This is a genomic window from Halarcobacter bivalviorum (assembly GCF_003346815.1).
Classification (GTDB): Bacteria; Campylobacterota; Campylobacteria; order Campylobacterales; family Arcobacteraceae; genus Halarcobacter; species Halarcobacter bivalviorum.
Genome location: NZ_CP031217.1, coordinates 240,676 through 257,750, shown reverse-complemented (window position 1 = coordinate 257,750; position 17,075 = coordinate 240,676). Strand labels below are relative to the sequence as shown.

The window sequence follows — 17,075 nt, the reverse complement described above, 5'->3', positions numbered from 1 at the left end:
ATTATTTAACTAGTTTATTTTATAAGCTTCTTTAAAATTGCCATTCTTACAGCAACACCATTTCTTACTTGCTCTAAGATTTTATTTCTAGGGTCAACTAACATCTCATCACTTATATCAATATTTCTATTTACTGGTCCTGGGTGAAGTAATAAAATATCTCTATCTCCAAAAGTATCTTTTGTAATACAATAATTCTTTGCATAATCAGTTAATGATGTAAAATATACTTCATCATGTCTTTCAAGTTGAGTTCTTAAACTCATAACAACATCAACCTCATCAATAATTTCATCTAAAGTATCATATTGTTTAAACTCACTATCTTCATATTTAAAACAATCAGGAGCAACAAAACAAACATCCATTCCAAATCTAGGAAGAAGTCTTCTATTTGAACCTGCAACTCTTGAACTTTTTACATCTCCAATAATTGCAACTTTTTTACCTTCAACTTGACCATTAAAATGTTCATAAATAGTAAATAAATCTAATAAACTTTGAGTTGGGTGAGCATGTTTTCCATCACCGGCATTGATAATCGGACAATCTACATGGTCAACTAAACTTCCTGGTAAACCACATTCGCTATGTCTAATAGTAATAGCATCTGGTTTCATTGCATTGATATTTGCAATAGTGTCAAAGATAGTTTCACCTTTGCTTCTTGAGCTTCTTCCTACATCTAAAGAGATTACCTGAGCTCCAAGTCTTTTAGCTGCCATTTCAAAAGCACTTCTTGTTCTTGTAGAGTCTTCAAAAAATAGATTTACTACAATTTTTCCCTTTAGAACTTCATTACTTTGCATATCTAGAAACATTCTAGCATCATCAAATAGCTCTAAAATTTCTTCATTTGTAAAATCTGCTGTACGAATTAGGTGCTGCATTTATTCCCTTTAATTTTAATTTTGATTTTATCAAAAACAGCTTTAAAATTTTTATTTAAGTATAATGTTTTCACTCAAAATTTTAGGATTTTTATATGAATTATACAAAGTACTTTTTTTTCTTTTTATTTTTACTATTTCAAACTACTATTTTTGCAAAAGATGAATTTTCCTTTTCAAAAGATATCAAACCTATTTTAGACAATAGATGTGTAACCTGTCACTCTTGTTATAACTCCCCTTGTCAGTTGAAGTTATCCTCTTTTGAGGGTCTTATAAGAGGAGCTTCAAAGGAGAATATCTATGCAAATAGATTAAGTGCTATTGAGCCTTCAAGACTTTTTGTTGATGCTACTACAGAAGAACAATGGAGAGAAAAAGATTTTTTTTCAGTTACTAAAACTTTTGAAGATTCAAGCAACTCTATAATGTTAGAGCTTTTAGAACAAAAACAAAAAAATCCTATAAATAAAGGGGATTATTCTCCTGAAACAGATGAATTAGCTTGTGTACAAAATGAGACTGAGCTAAAAGAGTATTTAGAAAAGAATCCTCATAAAGCAATGCCTTATGGTTTTCCAGCAATAAGTAAAAAAGAGCATGAACTTTTAAGTTCATGGCTAAAAGCAGGAAAATTAGTAGATGATAAAAAAGATAAAATTACAGTATTTGAGAAAAAGCAAATAAAAAAATTTGAAGACTTTTTTAATAATAAAGCTATTAAGTATCAAGTAACAGCTAGATATATTTATGAACATCTTTTTTTAGCTCATCTATATTTTGATAAAAATAGTAGAAACTTTTTTGAATTAGTTAGGTCAAGAACAAAAACAGGAGTGATTGAAGTTATTCCCACTAGGTTTCCATATAGTGAAGTAAAAGAACCTTTTTATTATAGAATAAAACCTATTGAATCAACAATTGTACATAAAACTCATATGGTATATGAATTAAATGATAAAAAACTAAAAAGATATGAAGAGCTTTTTATAAAAAATAAATGGCTTGAAAAACCATATATGCCCCCTTTTGATACTAAAATATCTGCAAATGCACTTAAAACTTTTAAACAGATTCCTGCAAAAAGTAGATACGAATTTCTACTTGATGATATTCACTATTTTATAATGACTTATATTCGTGGCCCTGTTTGTAAAGGTCAAATTGCTTTAAATGTGATTAATGACCATTTTTGGATAATGTTTATGGACCCAAACTCTGATTTAGCAATAAGAGATGAAAAGTATCTAAATGATAATTTAGTAAATCTATCTATTCCAAATAAATATGGACAAACACCTGATTTATTAGAAACTTTTACAATAGTTAAAAATTATCAACAAGCACAAATATATTTTAATAATAAAAATAAAATCTATAAAGAGTATTATCCTAAAGGAGTATCATTAGATCATCTATGGAAAGGTAATAAAAATAGTAAGGACTCTATTCTAACTATTTATAGACATTTTGATTCAGCTTCAGTACATAAAGGGGCATTAGGAAATATCCCTAAAACAATGTGGGTTATTGATTATCCTTTACTTGAAAGACTATATTACTCACTTGTTGCTGGATTTGATATCTTTGGAAGTACTTCTCATCAATTTTTAGTAAGAAAACATATGGACAGATTAAGAATTGAAGGGGAAACTAACTTTTTAGAATTTTTTCCTACAGAAGTAAGAAGAGAATACTTTAACTCTTGGTACAAAGGTTGGTTAGCACAAAGACTATCTTTTTATGTGCCTTCTGAAAATGAGCCTAATATAAATTACAAAACAAAAGATTATAAAGAAGAGTTTGTAGATAAACTATTTAAAAAACTAAAAATATCAAAAGATAGAATAAATTTTATAGATAAAGATTATGTAGCAGTAAAGATATTAGAAAACTACTCTACAAAAGAACAAATAGAAGAGACATTTAAAACATTAACTCTACCAAATAACTCTAAATTTATTCAATATCATACAGATGATAAAACTAATCTAGCATATATTAGAGTTGAGCTAGAAAATGGTCAAGATTTAATTTATACTATGGTTATAAATAGATGGCATGATAATGTTGCTTTGATGTTTAATGAAGACTCAAGATTAAATCCTAAAAAAGATAGAATCAATTTTATTGAAGGGTTTATTGGTTCTTATCCAAATATTTTTGTAAAGGTAAAACAGAAAGATTTAAAAGAATTTTTTACAATAATTTATGATTATCAAGATACGAAAGAAGAAAAAGAAAAGATTTTAAAATATGTAATAAATAGAGCGCATCCTAACTTTTGGGAAGAGTATGATTGGTTTACTAAAAAATTTGAAGAACAAGATAAGCTACATTTTGGTCTATTTGACTTAAATAGATATCATATTAAAGCTATTGATAACTTTCGTTAATATTAATTAGATATAATCTCATCTAAATATTAAATGTTTTAGGAAGTTAAATGTTAGAACAATTAGATAAGCAGTTTGTACTTCAAACTTATAAAAGAAACTATGTAAACTTTAAAAAAGGTATAAATGCAACACTTTTTGATGAAACAGATAGAGATTACATCGATTTTACATCAGGGATTGGTGTTGTTTCAGTAGGACATGGAAATAAAGAAGTTGCTGATGCAATCTGCAAACAAGCTAACAATATTATTCATATTTCAAATCTTTATGCAATAGAACCTCAAGCAAAACTTGCTGAAAAAATTGCAAAACTTTCAGAAATGGATGTGGCAACATTTTTTGCAAACTCAGGAGCAGAAGCAAATGAAGGTGCAATTAAAATTGCTAGAAAATATGGTGAAACAAAATTTGATAAAAAAAGATATAAAGTAATCACTTTAGAACACTCTTTTCATGGTAGAACAATTACAACAGTAAAAGCAACAGGTCAAGCTTCTATGCACTCTCCTAATTTTGCTCCATATCCAGATGGATTTAAATATGATGCAAGAATAGATGATATTTATAATTCAATTGATGATGAAACAGTTGCTGTAATGATTGAGTTAGTACAAGGAGAAGGTGGGGTACAACCTTTTGAAAAAAAAGATATTCAAGAACTTGCAAAATTTTTAAAAGAACAAGGTATTTTATTAATCATTGATGAAGTTCAATCAGGTGTTTATAGAACAGGAGAGTTCTTAGCTTCAAATCTATATGAAATTGAGCCAGATATTATTACTTTAGCAAAAGGTCTTGGTGGTGGAGTTCCTATTGGAGCTGTAGTTACTAAGCATAAAGATATTTTTGAAGCTGGTGACCATGGATCTACTTTTGGTGGAAACTACTTAAGTACAGCTGCAGCTTCTAAAGTTGTTGATATTTTAGATGAGTATAAAAACTCTGGTCAATTAGATGAAACAATCATCTATTTTGATTCAAAATTAAATGAATTAATAAAAAAATATCCTGAACTTCTATTAGAAAAGGTTGGAGTTGGTCTAATGAAAGGTATTAGAATAAAAGATGCAGATTCTCTTGCAGCTATTATTTCAAAAGCTTTTGAAGAAGGTGTTTTAGTATTAAGAGCAGGAAAAAATACTTTAAGACTTTTACCTCCATTAACAATATCTAAAAAAGAGATTGATGAGGGATTTAAAAGGTTAGAGAATGCACTTTCAAAAATTAGCTAATCTACTTTTAATCTCTTCATTATCACTTTCTAGCATAGTGGCAAATGAAATTGATGAAAAAATTCTTTCAAAAGATAGATTAGATATTATTGATTTAAGTAAAAAACAAAATGAAGAAAAAAGTTCAAAGTTAAGAAAAGATTGGATTAATCCAATCACTTTGAGCTACTCTAAAAACTATACAGAAAACTATGACACTATTAAAAGTATGGTTTCTATAAATCAACCTATTTTTAAAAGTGGTGGTATTTATAGTGCAATTAAATATGCTAATGTAAACTTCAAATATAATGACTTAGATATTGAAACTCAAAGAAAAGAGTTAATAAAACAAGTAACCACAATGCTTTTTAATCTTCATATTATTGATTTAAATATTAAAAAAAATGAGCTTCTTCTAAAAAATGCAAAAATAGATATTGAAAGAAAAAAAGAACAGGTATTAAATGGTTTCTTAGATACTTCATATTTAGATAATGCAATTTTAGATGCAAATGGTGTTAAGAATACTCTTGCTGATTTATATTTTCAAAAAGAAGAGTTAGAGAATAACTTTAATAATCTTGCAAGTAAAGAATATACCAGCTTTGAATTACCTCAACTTACTTTAACAGATAAAGAGAACTTTTTAGAAAACTCTTTAGAACTTGCAAAAGCAAGAGTTGATATTAAACAAAAAGATTACCTTACAAATATGTCTATTTCTCAATATTTACCAACACTTAGTGTAAATATGGATTATAACCATTATCATGATACAGATAGTAACCCTTCTATTGTAGATGAAACTACGACAAATTATGGAGTTTCTGTTTCAATGCCTTTAGATGTAAGAGCTTTAAATGATGTACAAACACAAAGAATTGAGTATCTAAAATCAAAACTAAATTTAAATAATATTATTTTAGAAGAACAAAATTTTTATAAAACAAAACTTTCAAGAATTGATATGCTTGAGAGAAAAAAAGAGATTGCAAAAGAGGATTATGAACTTTATGACTCTTTATTAAAAATTATAGTTGAAGAGAAAAATGCTCAATTAAAAACACAAAGTGATGTAGATACACTTGCAAATTCTCAAAAAATAAAGTCTTTAGAAGTAAAAATTTATGAGTTACAAAAACAAATAGAACTTTTAGAGGTTTATTCGAAGATTATTTAAAGATAGCTTTAGAGCTACCTTTAAATTAATTATTTCTTTTTTATTGCTGGAAGATTTAAATAGTAATCCATCTCTGATGGAGTTAATATTTTAATAGTATTTGTACTTCCTGGAATTCCAACTGGATAACCAATTGTTGCTACATAAATTCCACTCTTATCTAATAAACCTTTTTCTTCAAGTTTTTTTAACATGATATGAATCATCTTAGAAGCTTGTGCCTCTTTTATTTTAGAAATAGGAAAAACTCCCCAGTTTGCACATAAAGGATTTAATACTCTTCTTTTATGAGAGAAGATATAAATTGGTGTCTTCGGTCTATATCTAGAGATTTTCATTGCTGATTTACCTGAACTTGTAAGAGCAATAATTCCTTTTGCTCCTAAATCATCTGCTAATTTTGTAGCAGTTGCTTGAATAACATCAAACTCATCATGATATGCTAGTTTATCATGTTTATCAAAAGGATAAATCTCTTCTGTTTTTCTAATAATATTTGCCATAGTTTCAACAGTATTAATTGGATCAATTCCAACGGCACTCTCTTCACTTAACATAACAACATCAGTTCCATCTAAAACTGCATTTGCTACATCTGAGATTTCTGCTCTTGTTGCTCTTTCATTTTCAGTCATTGATAAAAGCATTTGTGTTGCTGTAATTACTGGCATACAAGCTTCATTTGCTTTTTTGATAAGTCTTTTTTGAATAGTTGGAACTTCATAATAAGGAACTTCAATTCCTAAGTCTCCTCTTGCTACCATTAAACCATCACTTGCTTCAATAATTTCATCAATATTTTCAACTGCATCAAATTTTTCAATTTTTGCAATAAGTTTACCTTTGTAATTACCAAGAAGTTTTCTTGCATGTTCCATATCTCTTTTATTTTGAACAAAAGAGATAGCAAAGTAATCAACTTTGTTTTCAACACCCCATGCAATATCTTTTTTATCTTTTTCAGTAATTACATCAATATCAATTACTGTATTTGGGAAGTTGATACCTTTTTTAGAAGCTAATACTCCGTGATTTTCTACAATAGCTTTAATCTCTTTACCTGTTTGAGTAACTTTTGCACGAATTGTTCCATCATATAAATAGATATATTCATCAACTTTAACTTTGTCAAGTAGTTCTGGATAGTTGATTGATACTATATATTTTTTGTCATCTTGTTTGTAACCAACAATCTCATTTTTTACAAAAGTAATTTCATCACCTTTTAATAATTCAAATGGTTCTTTAACATCACCAATTCTCACTTTAGGACCAGAAATATCTTGAAGTACTGCAATTGTAGTATTAAGATTATTCATAGCTGTTCTAATATTATTTAATGTATTTAAATGATATTCATGATCGCCATGTGAAAAATTAAGCCTAAACATATTTGCTCCGGCTTTAATTAGCCCTTCAATCATCTCAACACTATTACTTGCAGGTCCTAATGTTGCTAATATTTTTGTTCTTTTTTCCATTGGGCTACTCCTTATTAAAATAATTTATAAGAGGTATTATATCAAAATAGATTTACATTGCAGTTACATGCTGTATAGGAAATATCAATCTTTTTTAGCTAAACTTCAAAAATGAATTCAAATAAAATTTCTTTTAAACAATATATGCAAAAATGGCTCTACTCAAATGATGGATATTACGCTACTTATAAGAGTATTGGAAAAGAAGGAGACTTTTTTACTTCAGTTTCAACTTCCTCTTTTTTTGGGGGAACTATTGCAAAAAAAATAGTTGATGAAATCCAAAATGGAAAGCTTACAAAAGATACAACTATTTTAGAAGTAGGTGCTCATCATGGTTACCTTTTAGCAGATATTATTCAATTTATTTATACTTTAGCTCCTTCTTTATTAGAAACTCTAACTTTTGCAATTGTAGAGAGATTTGAAAATTTACAAAAAGTACAAAAAGAGTATTTAGAAAAATCTTTTGGAAATAGTATCAAACTAAGATTTTATAAAGATATCAAAGAGGTAAAACTCCCTTCTGCTTTTGTTCTGGCAAATGAGATTTTTGATGCCTTTGCTTGTGAATTAGTTTATGAAAAAGATTCTACGTTTTATCAAGCTTTTGTAGAAAAAAATAAAATAGTATTTGAAGTATGTGAAGAGAAGAGCATCCTTGAACATTGCCATGAATATAGACTTTCAAAAGGAGAAGTTTGTTTAGATTATGAAATTTTTATAAATACTCTTTGTCAAAATATAGATAACTTTCAATTTCTTACTTTTGATTATGGAGATAAATTTTATAGAAATGACTTCTCTACAAGACTCTATAAAAAACATAAAGTTTCACCTATTTTTGAAGAGAATCTTCTTCTAGAAAACTATTATAAAAAAGCAGATATTACTTATGATGTTTGCTTTTCTTACCTAAAAGATATTTTTGAAAAAAACAATATCAATGAAATTAAATTCAATACACAAATGAATACTCTTATAGAGTTTGGAATAATTGAATTACTTGAAATTCTAAAAATAAATGTAGATGAGAAAAGATATTTAAAAGAGGTGCAAAAAGTTAAGATGCTTATTGAACCAACAGGAATGGGAGATAGATTTAAAACTCTCTATGTAAAAAAGTAACAACAAGGATAAATAATATTTTTGTAACTTTAAAAAACTATATTCACATTTTACTTTTAGTACAATAGGAAAGTTATATTATGGACATAAAGGATGCAGATGAAAAATCTATCAATAAAAGCAAAACTACTAGCAATTGTAATTAGTTCAATTGTAATAGTTTCAGTAATAATTTTAGTTCAATCAAATATTGCACTATACAACACTTCTGGAAAAATTACTACTAAATTTGAAGGAGATGCTTACTCTTCAAAAGAAGCTGAATTAAAAAGTTATGTTGAGATTGCAATTAAAACTGTAGAATCTTTTTATAAAAGAGCTCAAAATGACCCTGAAAATTTAGAGGCTTATAAAAAAGCAGCTTTAGAAGCTATTGAAAGTATTAGATATGGAGAAGATGGTTATTACTGGATAAATGATTCTCATCCAAATATGGTTATGCATGCAATTAAGCCTGCACTAAATGGAAAAGATTTATCAAAAATCAAAGACCCAAACGGAGTTTTTTTATTTAATGAAATGGCAAAAATCACTCAAGGTAATCCAAAAGGTGGATTAGTAGAATATGTATGGCCTAAACCTGGTTTTGAAAAACCACAACCTAAATTTTCTTATGTAATGAAATTTGAACCTTGGGATTGGATTATTGGTACAGGAGCTTATGTAGATAATATTAGTTCTTCAATTGATAAAATGAAAAGTGCTACTGAAGAAGAGATTTTTTCTACAATGATGACAAATATTGTTATTATATTTATTATTATGATTATCTTAGCTTTTATTATGTTAGTAATTGCAAAGAAAAGTATTTTTGATCCACTTGAAAACTTCCAAAATGGTTTATTAAACTTCTTTAAATACTTAAATAAAGAACAAGTAAATGTTGACTTACTTGATGATAGCAGCAAAGATGAAATAGGTACTATGTCAAAAGGAGTTAATCAAAATATCAAAAAAACTCAATCTCTAATTGAGCAAGATGCAGCCTTAATTGAAGATGTAAAAAGAGTAGTTGAAGAGATTAAAAAAGGTCACTTAGATAAAAAAATCACAAAAACAACTCAGAATGAAGCTCTTAAAGAGTTACAGGTTATCTTCAACGAGATGTTAGATATTATGCTTAAAAATGTTCATAATGATATAAATGAAGTAAATAGAGTATTAAGCAGTTTCAAAAATAAAGACTTTAGAGAGAAAATCTCTTCTCCTCAAGGTGAAATAGCTAAAACATTAAATGAGTTATCTGAGATTATTAATAAAATGCTTTTTGATAATCTAAAAAATGGTACAACAATGAATGAAAATGCGGAAATGCTTAGATCAAATGTTGAAAAATTAAGTATTAGTTCAAACCAACAAGCTGCATCTTTAGAAGAGACTGCTGCTGCTTTAGAAGAGATTACAGGAACAATTACTAATACTTCAAATAATATTACTCAAATAGCAAGTTATACTCAAGATTTAACAAACTCTGTAAAAGTTGGTCAAAACTTAGCAAGTGAAACTACTTCTGCAATGGAAGAAATTAACTCACAAACAGAATTAATTGCAGATGCAATTACTGTTATTGACCAGATTGCATTCCAAACAAATATTCTTTCACTTAATGCAGCTGTTGAAGCTGCAACTGCTGGAGAAGCAGGAAAAGGATTTGCTGTTGTTGCTGCAGAAGTTAGAAACTTAGCTAGTAGGTCAGCAGAAGCAGCAAAAGAGATTAAAACAATTGTTGAAAATGCAACTTCAAAAGCAAATAATGGTAAAGAGATTTCTCAAAAAATGATTGAGGGATATGATGGAATTTATGCAAAAGTTCAAGAAACAGAGAGTTTAATCAAAGATATTACTATTGCTTCTAAAGAACAAACAACTGGTATTGCACAAATAAATGATGCCGTTGCTGAGTTAGATAAAGCAACTCAAGAAAATGCAAATGTTGCAAATAATACAAGTGATATTGCAAATCAAACATCTCAAATGGCTATGAATATAGTAAATGAAGCAAATGAATCTCAATTTTTAAACAAAGATAGTGTAAAAGTTAGAAATTCTAATGTAGTACCTCAAACTACTAATAGAAGTACTAATACAAAAGTTGAAGCTAAAAAAGAGATACCAACCCAAAAAAATAAAGTTATTGAAGCTCAAACAAGTAATGATGATGAATGGGAAACTTTCTAGTTTCCTCTTCATAACTTAAAATCTAAAGTTTCTTTTTTATTTGATAACAATAAAAGAAACTTGTGTTAGAATCACTAAAAAATTTAAAGGAAACTACTATGAATCTTATTGTAAATGGAGAAGATAAAAGTTTTGCTGAAAACTCTACTTTACAAGCAATTATTGATGAATTAAGAGTTGAAGAAAAAGTAATGGCAGCAGCTGTTAATATGGAAATTGTAAAAAAAGATGAATGGAATAAATTTATTGTAAAAGAGAACGATAAATTAGAGCTTTTACAATTTGTTGGTGGCGGTTGATTTAAGGCTTAACTTGTCTACTAAACAAAAAGGTCAAGTTGCTGAACTCAAAGCCTGTGAATACTTAAAATCACATGGCTTTGAAATTATTGAACAAAACTATTATGCAAAAAAACTTGGCGAAATTGATATAATCTCAAAAAAAAATGATATCTACCACTTTATAGAAGTAAAATCCTCTCTTGATTATGAAACTGCTGTAAATAATATAACTACCTCAAAAATATCTAAACTAAAAAGAAGTATTGACTACTATATCCAAATAAAAAAACTCGATATTACTTATTGTCTTGATGTAATTATTATTGTAAATGATGATATTGATTTAATTTCAAATATTACTATATGAAATTTTATTGCAAATTGAAATATTTTTTGTTATAATTCTTTATGTTTTTACACTTAGATTTAGACTGCTTTTTTGTATCTGCCCATAGAACTGTTGATAAAACTTTAGAAGATATTCCTGCTGCAGTAGGAGGAAGAAGTAATTTAAATATTTTTTCTAGTAAAAAAGAGATTAGAAAAATTAGTGAAAATGGGGGAGCTTTTGTTAGCACTATTCTTACAAATGAAGGTGAAAAAAGTTTTAAAGAGTACTTTGTTGATGAAAATGGAAGAATAAGAGGAATAATAACTACTGCTTCCTATGAAGCTAGAGCCTTTGGAGTGAAAACTGCAATGAGCGTAAATGAAGCTTTAAGATTATGCCCAAAGCTAAAGATGATTCCACCAAATTATCCTTTATACCATGACCTATCAAAAAAACTTTGTGAACTATTAAAAAAAGAGATTCCTTTAGTTGAGCAATATTCAATAGATGAATTTTTTGGAGATTTAAGTGGATATATAAAAGAAGAAGAGGTAGAAGAGTTTGCACTTAAATTAAAACAAAAGATAAAAAAAGAGCTTGACCTTCCAATTTCAATAGGAATTGCTCCTTCAAAATATCTTTCAAAACTAATAACTGAATATGCAAAACCTGATGGTATTAAATTTGTTAGAAAAGAGCATATTAAAAATTTTACAAGAGATATTCCCATAGAAGAGTTTCCTGGTATTGGGAAAAAATATCAATTAAAATTAAGAGGTTATGGAATACGAACTCTTGGAGATATAGAAAGTAAAAAGGAGTTATTCTATTCATGGAAAAAACCTGGAATAGAGCTATATAATAGAATTTGTGGAATAGAAGATAATAAATTAAATCTACAAAGAGATAAAAAATCAATTGGTATAGGAAGAAGTTTTGATTCAATAAAAGATAGAGAAGAGCTTATAAGAAGAGTAACTATCTTAAGTAGATATCTCTCTTTTATAGTAAAAAAATCTAATAAAAATCCTCTTTCATATGCTTTACAAATTAAATATGAATCAAGAATAAAATCAAAAGATTTTATAAATGTAAATAGAATCTTTAATGAAGAAGATTTTAAAGCACATATCAAAAAACTCTTTTTAAAAAATGACAATCATCCTTCGCAAGGAGTAATTCAACTAAATATTACTGTTTATAACTTCTCAAAACCAAATGACTATACCTACAATATTTTTGAATATGAAAATGATTTAAAAAAAAGAGAATTAGGTAATAAGATACAAATTTTAAGAGAAAAGTATGGTGTAGATATTATAAAAACAGCAGCTGAAATAAAAAAAGATAATTAAAACTCCTAAAGGAGCTTTAATTAATAACTGCTACAAGCATCTATAATAGATTGTTGATTTGGATATAAATAGACTTCAACTCTTCTATTCAGTGCCATATTTTCATTACTATTATTTGGAACTAAAGGTTTATTAAAAGAACACCCTTTTGAAAAGATTTGATTTTGAATTCCTGTATTATGTAGAGTATTTCCTACATTAGAAGCTCTTTCTTCTGATAGTTTTTGATTATATTCATAAGAACCTCTACTATCAGTAAATCCTACAACTTGAACAATAGTATCTGGATACTGTTTTAAGACATTACTTATTTTGCTAATTTTATTTGCTGCTGATTGAGTAGGAATAGAAGAATTAGTTTTAAAAACCATCTCATCTCTTAGCATTATTTTTACATATTTATCTGTATTAGAAACAATTAAATCATTATCAGGATTTAATGCTGCATTAGGATTATTATCTACATTTGTATTTAATTCATCAGCTATATCTTTTGCTTGTTGCTCCATACTATAACCTATTCCACCACCAACAGCAGCACCTATTGCTCCACCTATAATTACTCTTTTTGCTTTATTATCACCTTTTGTTGTAGCACCAACAACGGCTCCAAGTAAACCACCAATTAAAGCACCTGTTTGTGTTTTTGACATTCCAGTATTATTATCAGGAGTTTGTGCATTATTATTTTGCATTGCACACCCTGTAAGTAAGAGTGTTGACAAAGATAAAGCACCAAGTTTTATAATAAGTCTATTTGATTTCATAACTTACCCTTTTTTATCAGATATTATATTTTACTATTTTTTTATGATTAAATTTTTTAAAATTTAAACTAATATTCTAATTATATACTGTAGTTTTTAATGAAAAATAAACAAATAATAAATAATGAAAAAGTAAAGTGAGTTTTTGGTTGCGGAAAGTGGATTTGAACCACTGACCTTCGGGTTATGAGCCCGACGAGCTACCTAGCTGCTCTATTCCGCGTTAAACCAAAGAAATGGATGGGGTAGCAGGATTCGAACCTGCGAATACTGGTACCAAAAACCAGTGCCTTACCGCTTGGCGATACCCCATTAAGTTAGATTTTAAATAACTTTTTGAGGTTGAAATTCTATCAAATCAAGCTTAAAGTAATCTAATATCGGTATTTTGTTCTCACTGTTTATTAATTAATAACAAAAAAGATATATTTTATATGTTAATAATTTATCTTATGTATAATTTAGATAACTATAACTAAGAGGGTTTGCTTTGTATAAAATTATTATTGCACTTTTTTTATTATTTTCAATGCTTTATTCCAAGCCTATAACACTATATGAAAACTTAAAAGAGATTGATATCTTAAAATATTCAGATCTTTATATTGATTATAGTAAAGAGTTAACTATAAATGATATTAAAAAAAATAAAGATTTATTTCAAATAAATAATAACAGCAGATTATCATATGGTTATTCTCCTGATTTCAATGTTTGGATTAGGTTTAAACTAAAAAATGGAACAAATAAAAAACTTCAAAAAATATTAGAATATGATAACCCTTTAACAACCCATATAGAATTTTATGATTTAGAAGAAAATAGTAAAAAAATAAAAGGTCTTTACTTTAGACAAAATGATATAAAAACAGTAAACTCAACTTTCAAAATAGATTTAAAACCCAATAGTGAAAAAACTTTTTATATTAAAGCAAATTCTCAAATTACAACACTAATTATTAAATTGAAAATCTGGGATTATCTCACTTTTTTTGAAAAAGAGTTAAAACATCAGATGATTCTTGCTTTATTTTTTGGAGCAATGTTCATTTTAGGTATATACAACCTTTTTATCTTTTTCTTTACAAGAGATATAAGTTACTTATATTATGTTATTTATATTATAGGTATTATTGTTCATCACTTATTATATGTTGGCTTTGCAACAATTTATCTTTTACCTGAGTATTGGATTGAAAAAATACTTGAACTTGCTCCTATAATTGTAGCTATTCCTATTATCGCATTAGCACTGTTTACTAAAGAGTTTTTAAATATAAAGCAGTACCCTAAAAACTATAAGTTCTTAAATTTTTATTTAATTTTGATTCCTATTTCTATTATATTCTTTATGCTAACAGATGATTATGATAAACATAGAAATACACTTACTATGCTTTTATTAATATATTTAATGGGATTAACTCTTTATGCAACAATCAAAAAAAATAAACAAGCATATTTCATCCTTTTTGGTTGGTTTGTTTTTTTAATCTCTGGCTTAACAATGTTCTTATCAAGTGCAGGTCTTTTTAATGTATATGAATATTTTCCATATATTGTTGAAGCTTCATTTGTATCAGAAGCAACTATTTTTTCAATTGCCCTTGCAAATAGAATTAATAGTTTACAAAAAGAAAAAGATGATGCAAATAGAAGATTGATTTTACATCAAGAAAATGAAACAAAAAGATTAAGTAAAAAAGTTGCGATTAGAACAAAAGATTTAAAAGAGACACTAATAGAAAAAGAACTTCTATTAAAAGAACTTAATCATAGAGTTAAAAATAATATGCAAACAATTGTATCTCTTATAAGACTTCAAGCAGATGAGATAGAAAATGATAAGTTACAAGATATTTTAGTAACTATTCAAAATAGAATAAATGCCATGAGTCACTTACATGAGCTTTTATATAAACAAGATAATATCTCACATATTAATACTTATGAGTATTTTGAAATATTAGTTGAAGAAGTAAAAGATAGTTATGACAAAGATGTAGATATTTACTTAGATATTAAAACAAATATAAAGATGGAACAAGCAGTATATTGTGGATTAATTTTAAATGAGCTTCTTACAAACTCTTTTAAATATGCTTTCCCAAATTTTATTGGAACAGTGGACATTAAACTAACTAAAGAGCAAAATAAGATAACTCTTATTGTAAAAGATAATGGTATAGGTTTTAAACAAAGTAGTTCTTATAATTCATTAGGACTAACTCTTGTAAATACCTTAGCAGTAAATCAATTAAAAGGTGAAATTAGTATAGATACTAAAAATGGTGTTGAAACTAAAATTGTCTGGGAAGATAATGAACAATGAAAGAATTTTAATTGTTGAAGATGAAGTTATTGTTGCTCTGGATGTAAAAAGTGCTTTAAAAAGCTTTGGTTATAAAAGAGTAGCTTATGTAACTAACTATACTGATGCAATTAACTTCGTAAAAGAAGAGAATCCCACTCTAATCTTTATGGATATCAATCTAAAAAATAGTAAAGATGGTATTGAAACAGCAAGCCAGATTCAAAAAATAAAAAATATTCCTATTATATATTTAACTGCTTATTCTGATGAGAAAACAATTGGAAAAGCAGTAAAAACAAATCCAATTGGATATTTACTTAAACCCTTTAAAAGAGAAGAATTAAAAACTACAATTTTTTTAGCTTTACATAAAATCAATAGTAGTAAAGAACTATTTAATAGTGAAGACTTCATCCATCTAGGGTTAAACTATTACTATAATCTAAAAGATGAAATTCTCTTTTATGAAAATATTCCTATAAAATTAAGTATTAAAGAGAGAGCTTTATTAAGTATTTTAGTTGAAGCTAAAGGAAATATTGTCTCATTTAATACCTTAGAAACTCTTCTTTGGCCTGATTTTCCAGTATCAAATGGAGCTTTAAGAACTTTATTATATAGAGTAAGAAGTAAGCTTGAATATAAGCTTATTGAGACTATCCCCTCGCTTGGATGTAAACTTAGCAATAAAATCTAGTAACTTTTTTACTATTCTGTGACATAAAGTGTGACATAAATCCTTTAAAGTTTGTCTAAAAAAAGGACAAACAATGAGTCACTTAAATAGAAATATCTCTATTAATTTCCTTCAAGAATTTGTTAATCACAATATTGATTCAAAACTTAACTATTTTCCTGAAAAATTTAATGAAGAGCAAAGATATGCTCTTGAGATCTTTAAAAAAAGAGTCTTTTTAGAAGAGATTATTGAAGATACTATCTCTTTTAACAAAAACCTAAACTGGGACAATAAATATACAAATACAAACTTAGCTACTACAGCAGAAGAACTTATTGAGGTATTTAAACTAAGAAGTACTGTTTACAAAGAGATCTCTTATCAAAAAGAGTGTCCTGATGAAATAGATGGATTAAATTTTGATTTATTTGATAAAAACTCTGCTGTGATTTATTGTAAAAATAATAATGAAGTTTCTGGAACAATAAGATTAATATTTGATTCAAAAGAGGGTTTACCTTCTGAAAAAAAATGCTCTTTTGACAAACAAAGAGAAGAGTTTAGTTTAATAGGCGAAATTTCAAGAAATATAGTAAAAACTAGAAATAAAGGTTTAAATCAAGAGTTCAAATATTTAATGTGTGGTATCTATAATATTTTTGTAAACAATGGTATTGATATGGCTTTATCTGGGATTAGAGCAGACCATTTAAAACTATTTGAAAAACTAGGTGGAGTACAAGTTGAAAAAGAGCTAGACTCTTATGGAAATGTTGATATTCCTTTTTTAATAATTTCTTACAACCCTACTTTTGCTTCAAAGTTTTTTAAAAAAGTATTCCTAAAAGAGCTTGCGTGACATCAAGTGACAAAAAGAT

General features: G+C 27.1%; 14 protein-coding genes and 2 tRNA genes. 11 read left to right on the top strand and 5 right to left on the bottom strand.

The features are described 5' to 3' along the window. Window positions 1–14: 14 nt before the first annotated feature. The gene (locus ABIV_RS01325; RefSeq protein ID WP_114838180.1) at window positions 15–890 is read right to left on the bottom strand and encodes an aspartate carbamoyltransferase catalytic subunit; all 876 of its coding nucleotides are present in this window, start codon (window positions 888–890) and stop codon (window positions 15–17) included. A 95-nt stretch (window positions 891–985) separates the two neighbouring features. Here ABIV_RS01325 and ABIV_RS01320 point away from each other — a divergent pair, with 95 nt between their 5' ends. The 3 genes from ABIV_RS01320 to ABIV_RS01310 are packed head-to-tail and all read left to right on the top strand — an operon-like array spanning window position 986 to window position 5,683. Continuing rightward, window positions 986–3,286, top strand: coding sequence for a fatty acid cis/trans isomerase (locus ABIV_RS01320; protein WP_114838179.1), 2,301 nt, complete (start codon window positions 986–988; stop codon window positions 3,284–3,286). 50 nt (window positions 3,287–3,336) lie between these two features. Continuing rightward, window positions 3,337–4,521, top strand: a complete 1,185-nt coding sequence (locus tag ABIV_RS01315; protein WP_114838178.1) for an aspartate aminotransferase family protein — start codon at window positions 3,337–3,339, stop codon at window positions 4,519–4,521. Beyond that, window positions 4,499–5,683 carry a TolC family protein gene (locus tag ABIV_RS01310; protein ID WP_114838177.1) on the top strand — a complete coding sequence of 395 codons (1,185 nt, stop codon included), beginning with the start codon at window positions 4,499–4,501 and terminating at the stop codon, window positions 5,681–5,683. The genes ABIV_RS01315 and ABIV_RS01310 overlap by 23 nt, the downstream gene beginning before the upstream one ends. 29 nt (window positions 5,684–5,712) lie before the next feature. Here the strand turns inward: ABIV_RS01310 and pyk are convergent, their stop codons facing one another. Beyond that, on the bottom strand, window positions 5,713–7,164 hold the full coding sequence (gene pyk, locus ABIV_RS01305) for a pyruvate kinase (RefSeq protein WP_114838176.1): 1,452 nt from the start codon (window positions 7,162–7,164) through the stop codon (window positions 5,713–5,715). A gap of 111 nt (window positions 7,165–7,275) precedes the next feature. On the opposite strand from pyk, the gene ABIV_RS01300 reads away from it, so the two are divergent. The 5 genes from ABIV_RS01300 to ABIV_RS01280 all read left to right on the top strand — a co-directional run bounded on the left by ABIV_RS01300 (window position 7,276) and on the right by ABIV_RS01280 (window position 12,437). Then, on the top strand, window positions 7,276–8,292 hold the full coding sequence (locus ABIV_RS01300; RefSeq protein WP_228254324.1) for an SAM-dependent methyltransferase: 1,017 nt from the start codon (window positions 7,276–7,278) through the stop codon (window positions 8,290–8,292). Window positions 8,293–8,391: 99 nt separating this feature from the next. Next, the gene (locus ABIV_RS01295; protein WP_162917963.1) at window positions 8,392–10,470 is read left to right on the top strand and encodes a methyl-accepting chemotaxis protein; all 2,079 of its coding nucleotides are present in this window, start codon (window positions 8,392–8,394) and stop codon (window positions 10,468–10,470) included. Window positions 10,471–10,568: 98 nt separating this feature from the next. Next, a complete protein-coding gene (gene thiS, locus ABIV_RS01290; RefSeq protein ID WP_114838174.1) occupies window positions 10,569–10,769 on the top strand; it encodes a sulfur carrier protein ThiS in 201 nt (66 codons plus the stop codon). A gap of 13 nt (window positions 10,770–10,782) precedes the next feature. Next, window positions 10,783–11,118 (top strand): YraN family protein, encoded by a 336-nt coding sequence (locus ABIV_RS01285; protein ID WP_114838173.1) that lies wholly within the window; start codon window positions 10,783–10,785, stop codon window positions 11,116–11,118. A gap of 41 nt (window positions 11,119–11,159) precedes the next feature. Next, window positions 11,160–12,437, top strand: a complete 1,278-nt coding sequence (locus ABIV_RS01280; protein ID WP_114838172.1) for a DNA polymerase Y family protein — start codon at window positions 11,160–11,162, stop codon at window positions 12,435–12,437. Window positions 12,438–12,457: 20 nt separating this feature from the next. Here the strand turns inward: ABIV_RS01280 and ABIV_RS01275 are convergent, their stop codons facing one another. The 3 genes from ABIV_RS01275 to ABIV_RS01265 form a co-directional block, all read right to left on the bottom strand. Next, window positions 12,458–13,204 carry an OmpA family protein gene (locus ABIV_RS01275; RefSeq protein WP_114838171.1) on the bottom strand — a complete coding sequence of 249 codons (747 nt, stop codon included), beginning with the start codon at window positions 13,202–13,204 and terminating at the stop codon, window positions 12,458–12,460. A gap of 146 nt (window positions 13,205–13,350) precedes the next feature. Beyond that, a tRNA-Met gene (locus tag ABIV_RS01270) sits at window positions 13,351–13,427 on the bottom strand. Window positions 13,428–13,441: 14 nt separating this feature from the next. After that, window positions 13,442–13,516, bottom strand: a tRNA-Gln gene (locus tag ABIV_RS01265). A 178-nt stretch (window positions 13,517–13,694) separates the two neighbouring features. Here ABIV_RS01265 and ABIV_RS01260 point away from each other — a divergent pair. From ABIV_RS01260 to ABIV_RS01250, 3 genes are all read left to right on the top strand, one after another. After that, complete coding sequence (locus tag ABIV_RS01260) at window positions 13,695–15,536, top strand: 7TM diverse intracellular signaling domain-containing protein (protein ID WP_205526940.1); 1,842 nt, start codon at window positions 13,695–13,697, stop codon at window positions 15,534–15,536. Beyond that, a complete protein-coding gene (locus ABIV_RS01255) occupies window positions 15,526–16,215 on the top strand; it encodes a response regulator (RefSeq protein WP_114838170.1) in 690 nt (229 codons plus the stop codon). Before ABIV_RS01260 ends, ABIV_RS01255 begins: the two co-directional genes overlap by 11 nt. A gap of 73 nt (window positions 16,216–16,288) precedes the next feature. Beyond that, on the top strand, window positions 16,289–17,056 hold the full coding sequence (locus ABIV_RS01250; protein ID WP_114838169.1) for an N-acyl amino acid synthase FeeM domain-containing protein: 768 nt from the start codon (window positions 16,289–16,291) through the stop codon (window positions 17,054–17,056). Window positions 17,057–17,075 lie beyond the last annotated feature (19 nt).

Coding starts and splice junctions, on each gene's coding strand:
- ABIV_RS01325 (WP_114838180.1), bottom strand. CDS start 890: ATGCAGCACCTAATTCGTACAGCAGATTTTACAAATGAAGAAATTTTA.
- ABIV_RS01320 (WP_114838179.1), top strand. CDS start 986: ATGAATTATACAAAGTACTTTTTTTTCTTTTTATTTTTACTATTTCAA.
- ABIV_RS01315 (WP_114838178.1), top strand. CDS start 3,337: ATGTTAGAACAATTAGATAAGCAGTTTGTACTTCAAACTTATAAAAGA.
- ABIV_RS01310 (WP_114838177.1), top strand. CDS start 4,499: ATGCACTTTCAAAAATTAGCTAATCTACTTTTAATCTCTTCATTATCA.
- pyk (WP_114838176.1), bottom strand. CDS start 7,164: ATGGAAAAAAGAACAAAAATATTAGCAACATTAGGACCTGCAAGTAAT.
- ABIV_RS01300 (WP_228254324.1), top strand. CDS start 7,276: ATGAATTCAAATAAAATTTCTTTTAAACAATATATGCAAAAATGGCTC.
- ABIV_RS01295 (WP_162917963.1), top strand. CDS start 8,392: ATGAAAAATCTATCAATAAAAGCAAAACTACTAGCAATTGTAATTAGT.
- thiS (WP_114838174.1), top strand. CDS start 10,569: ATGAATCTTATTGTAAATGGAGAAGATAAAAGTTTTGCTGAAAACTCT.
- ABIV_RS01280 (WP_114838172.1), top strand. CDS start 11,160: ATGTTTTTACACTTAGATTTAGACTGCTTTTTTGTATCTGCCCATAGA.
- ABIV_RS01275 (WP_114838171.1), bottom strand. CDS start 13,204: ATGAAATCAAATAGACTTATTATAAAACTTGGTGCTTTATCTTTGTCA.
- ABIV_RS01255 (WP_114838170.1), top strand. CDS start 15,526: ATGAACAATGAAAGAATTTTAATTGTTGAAGATGAAGTTATTGTTGCT.
- ABIV_RS01250 (WP_114838169.1), top strand. CDS start 16,289: ATGAGTCACTTAAATAGAAATATCTCTATTAATTTCCTTCAAGAATTT.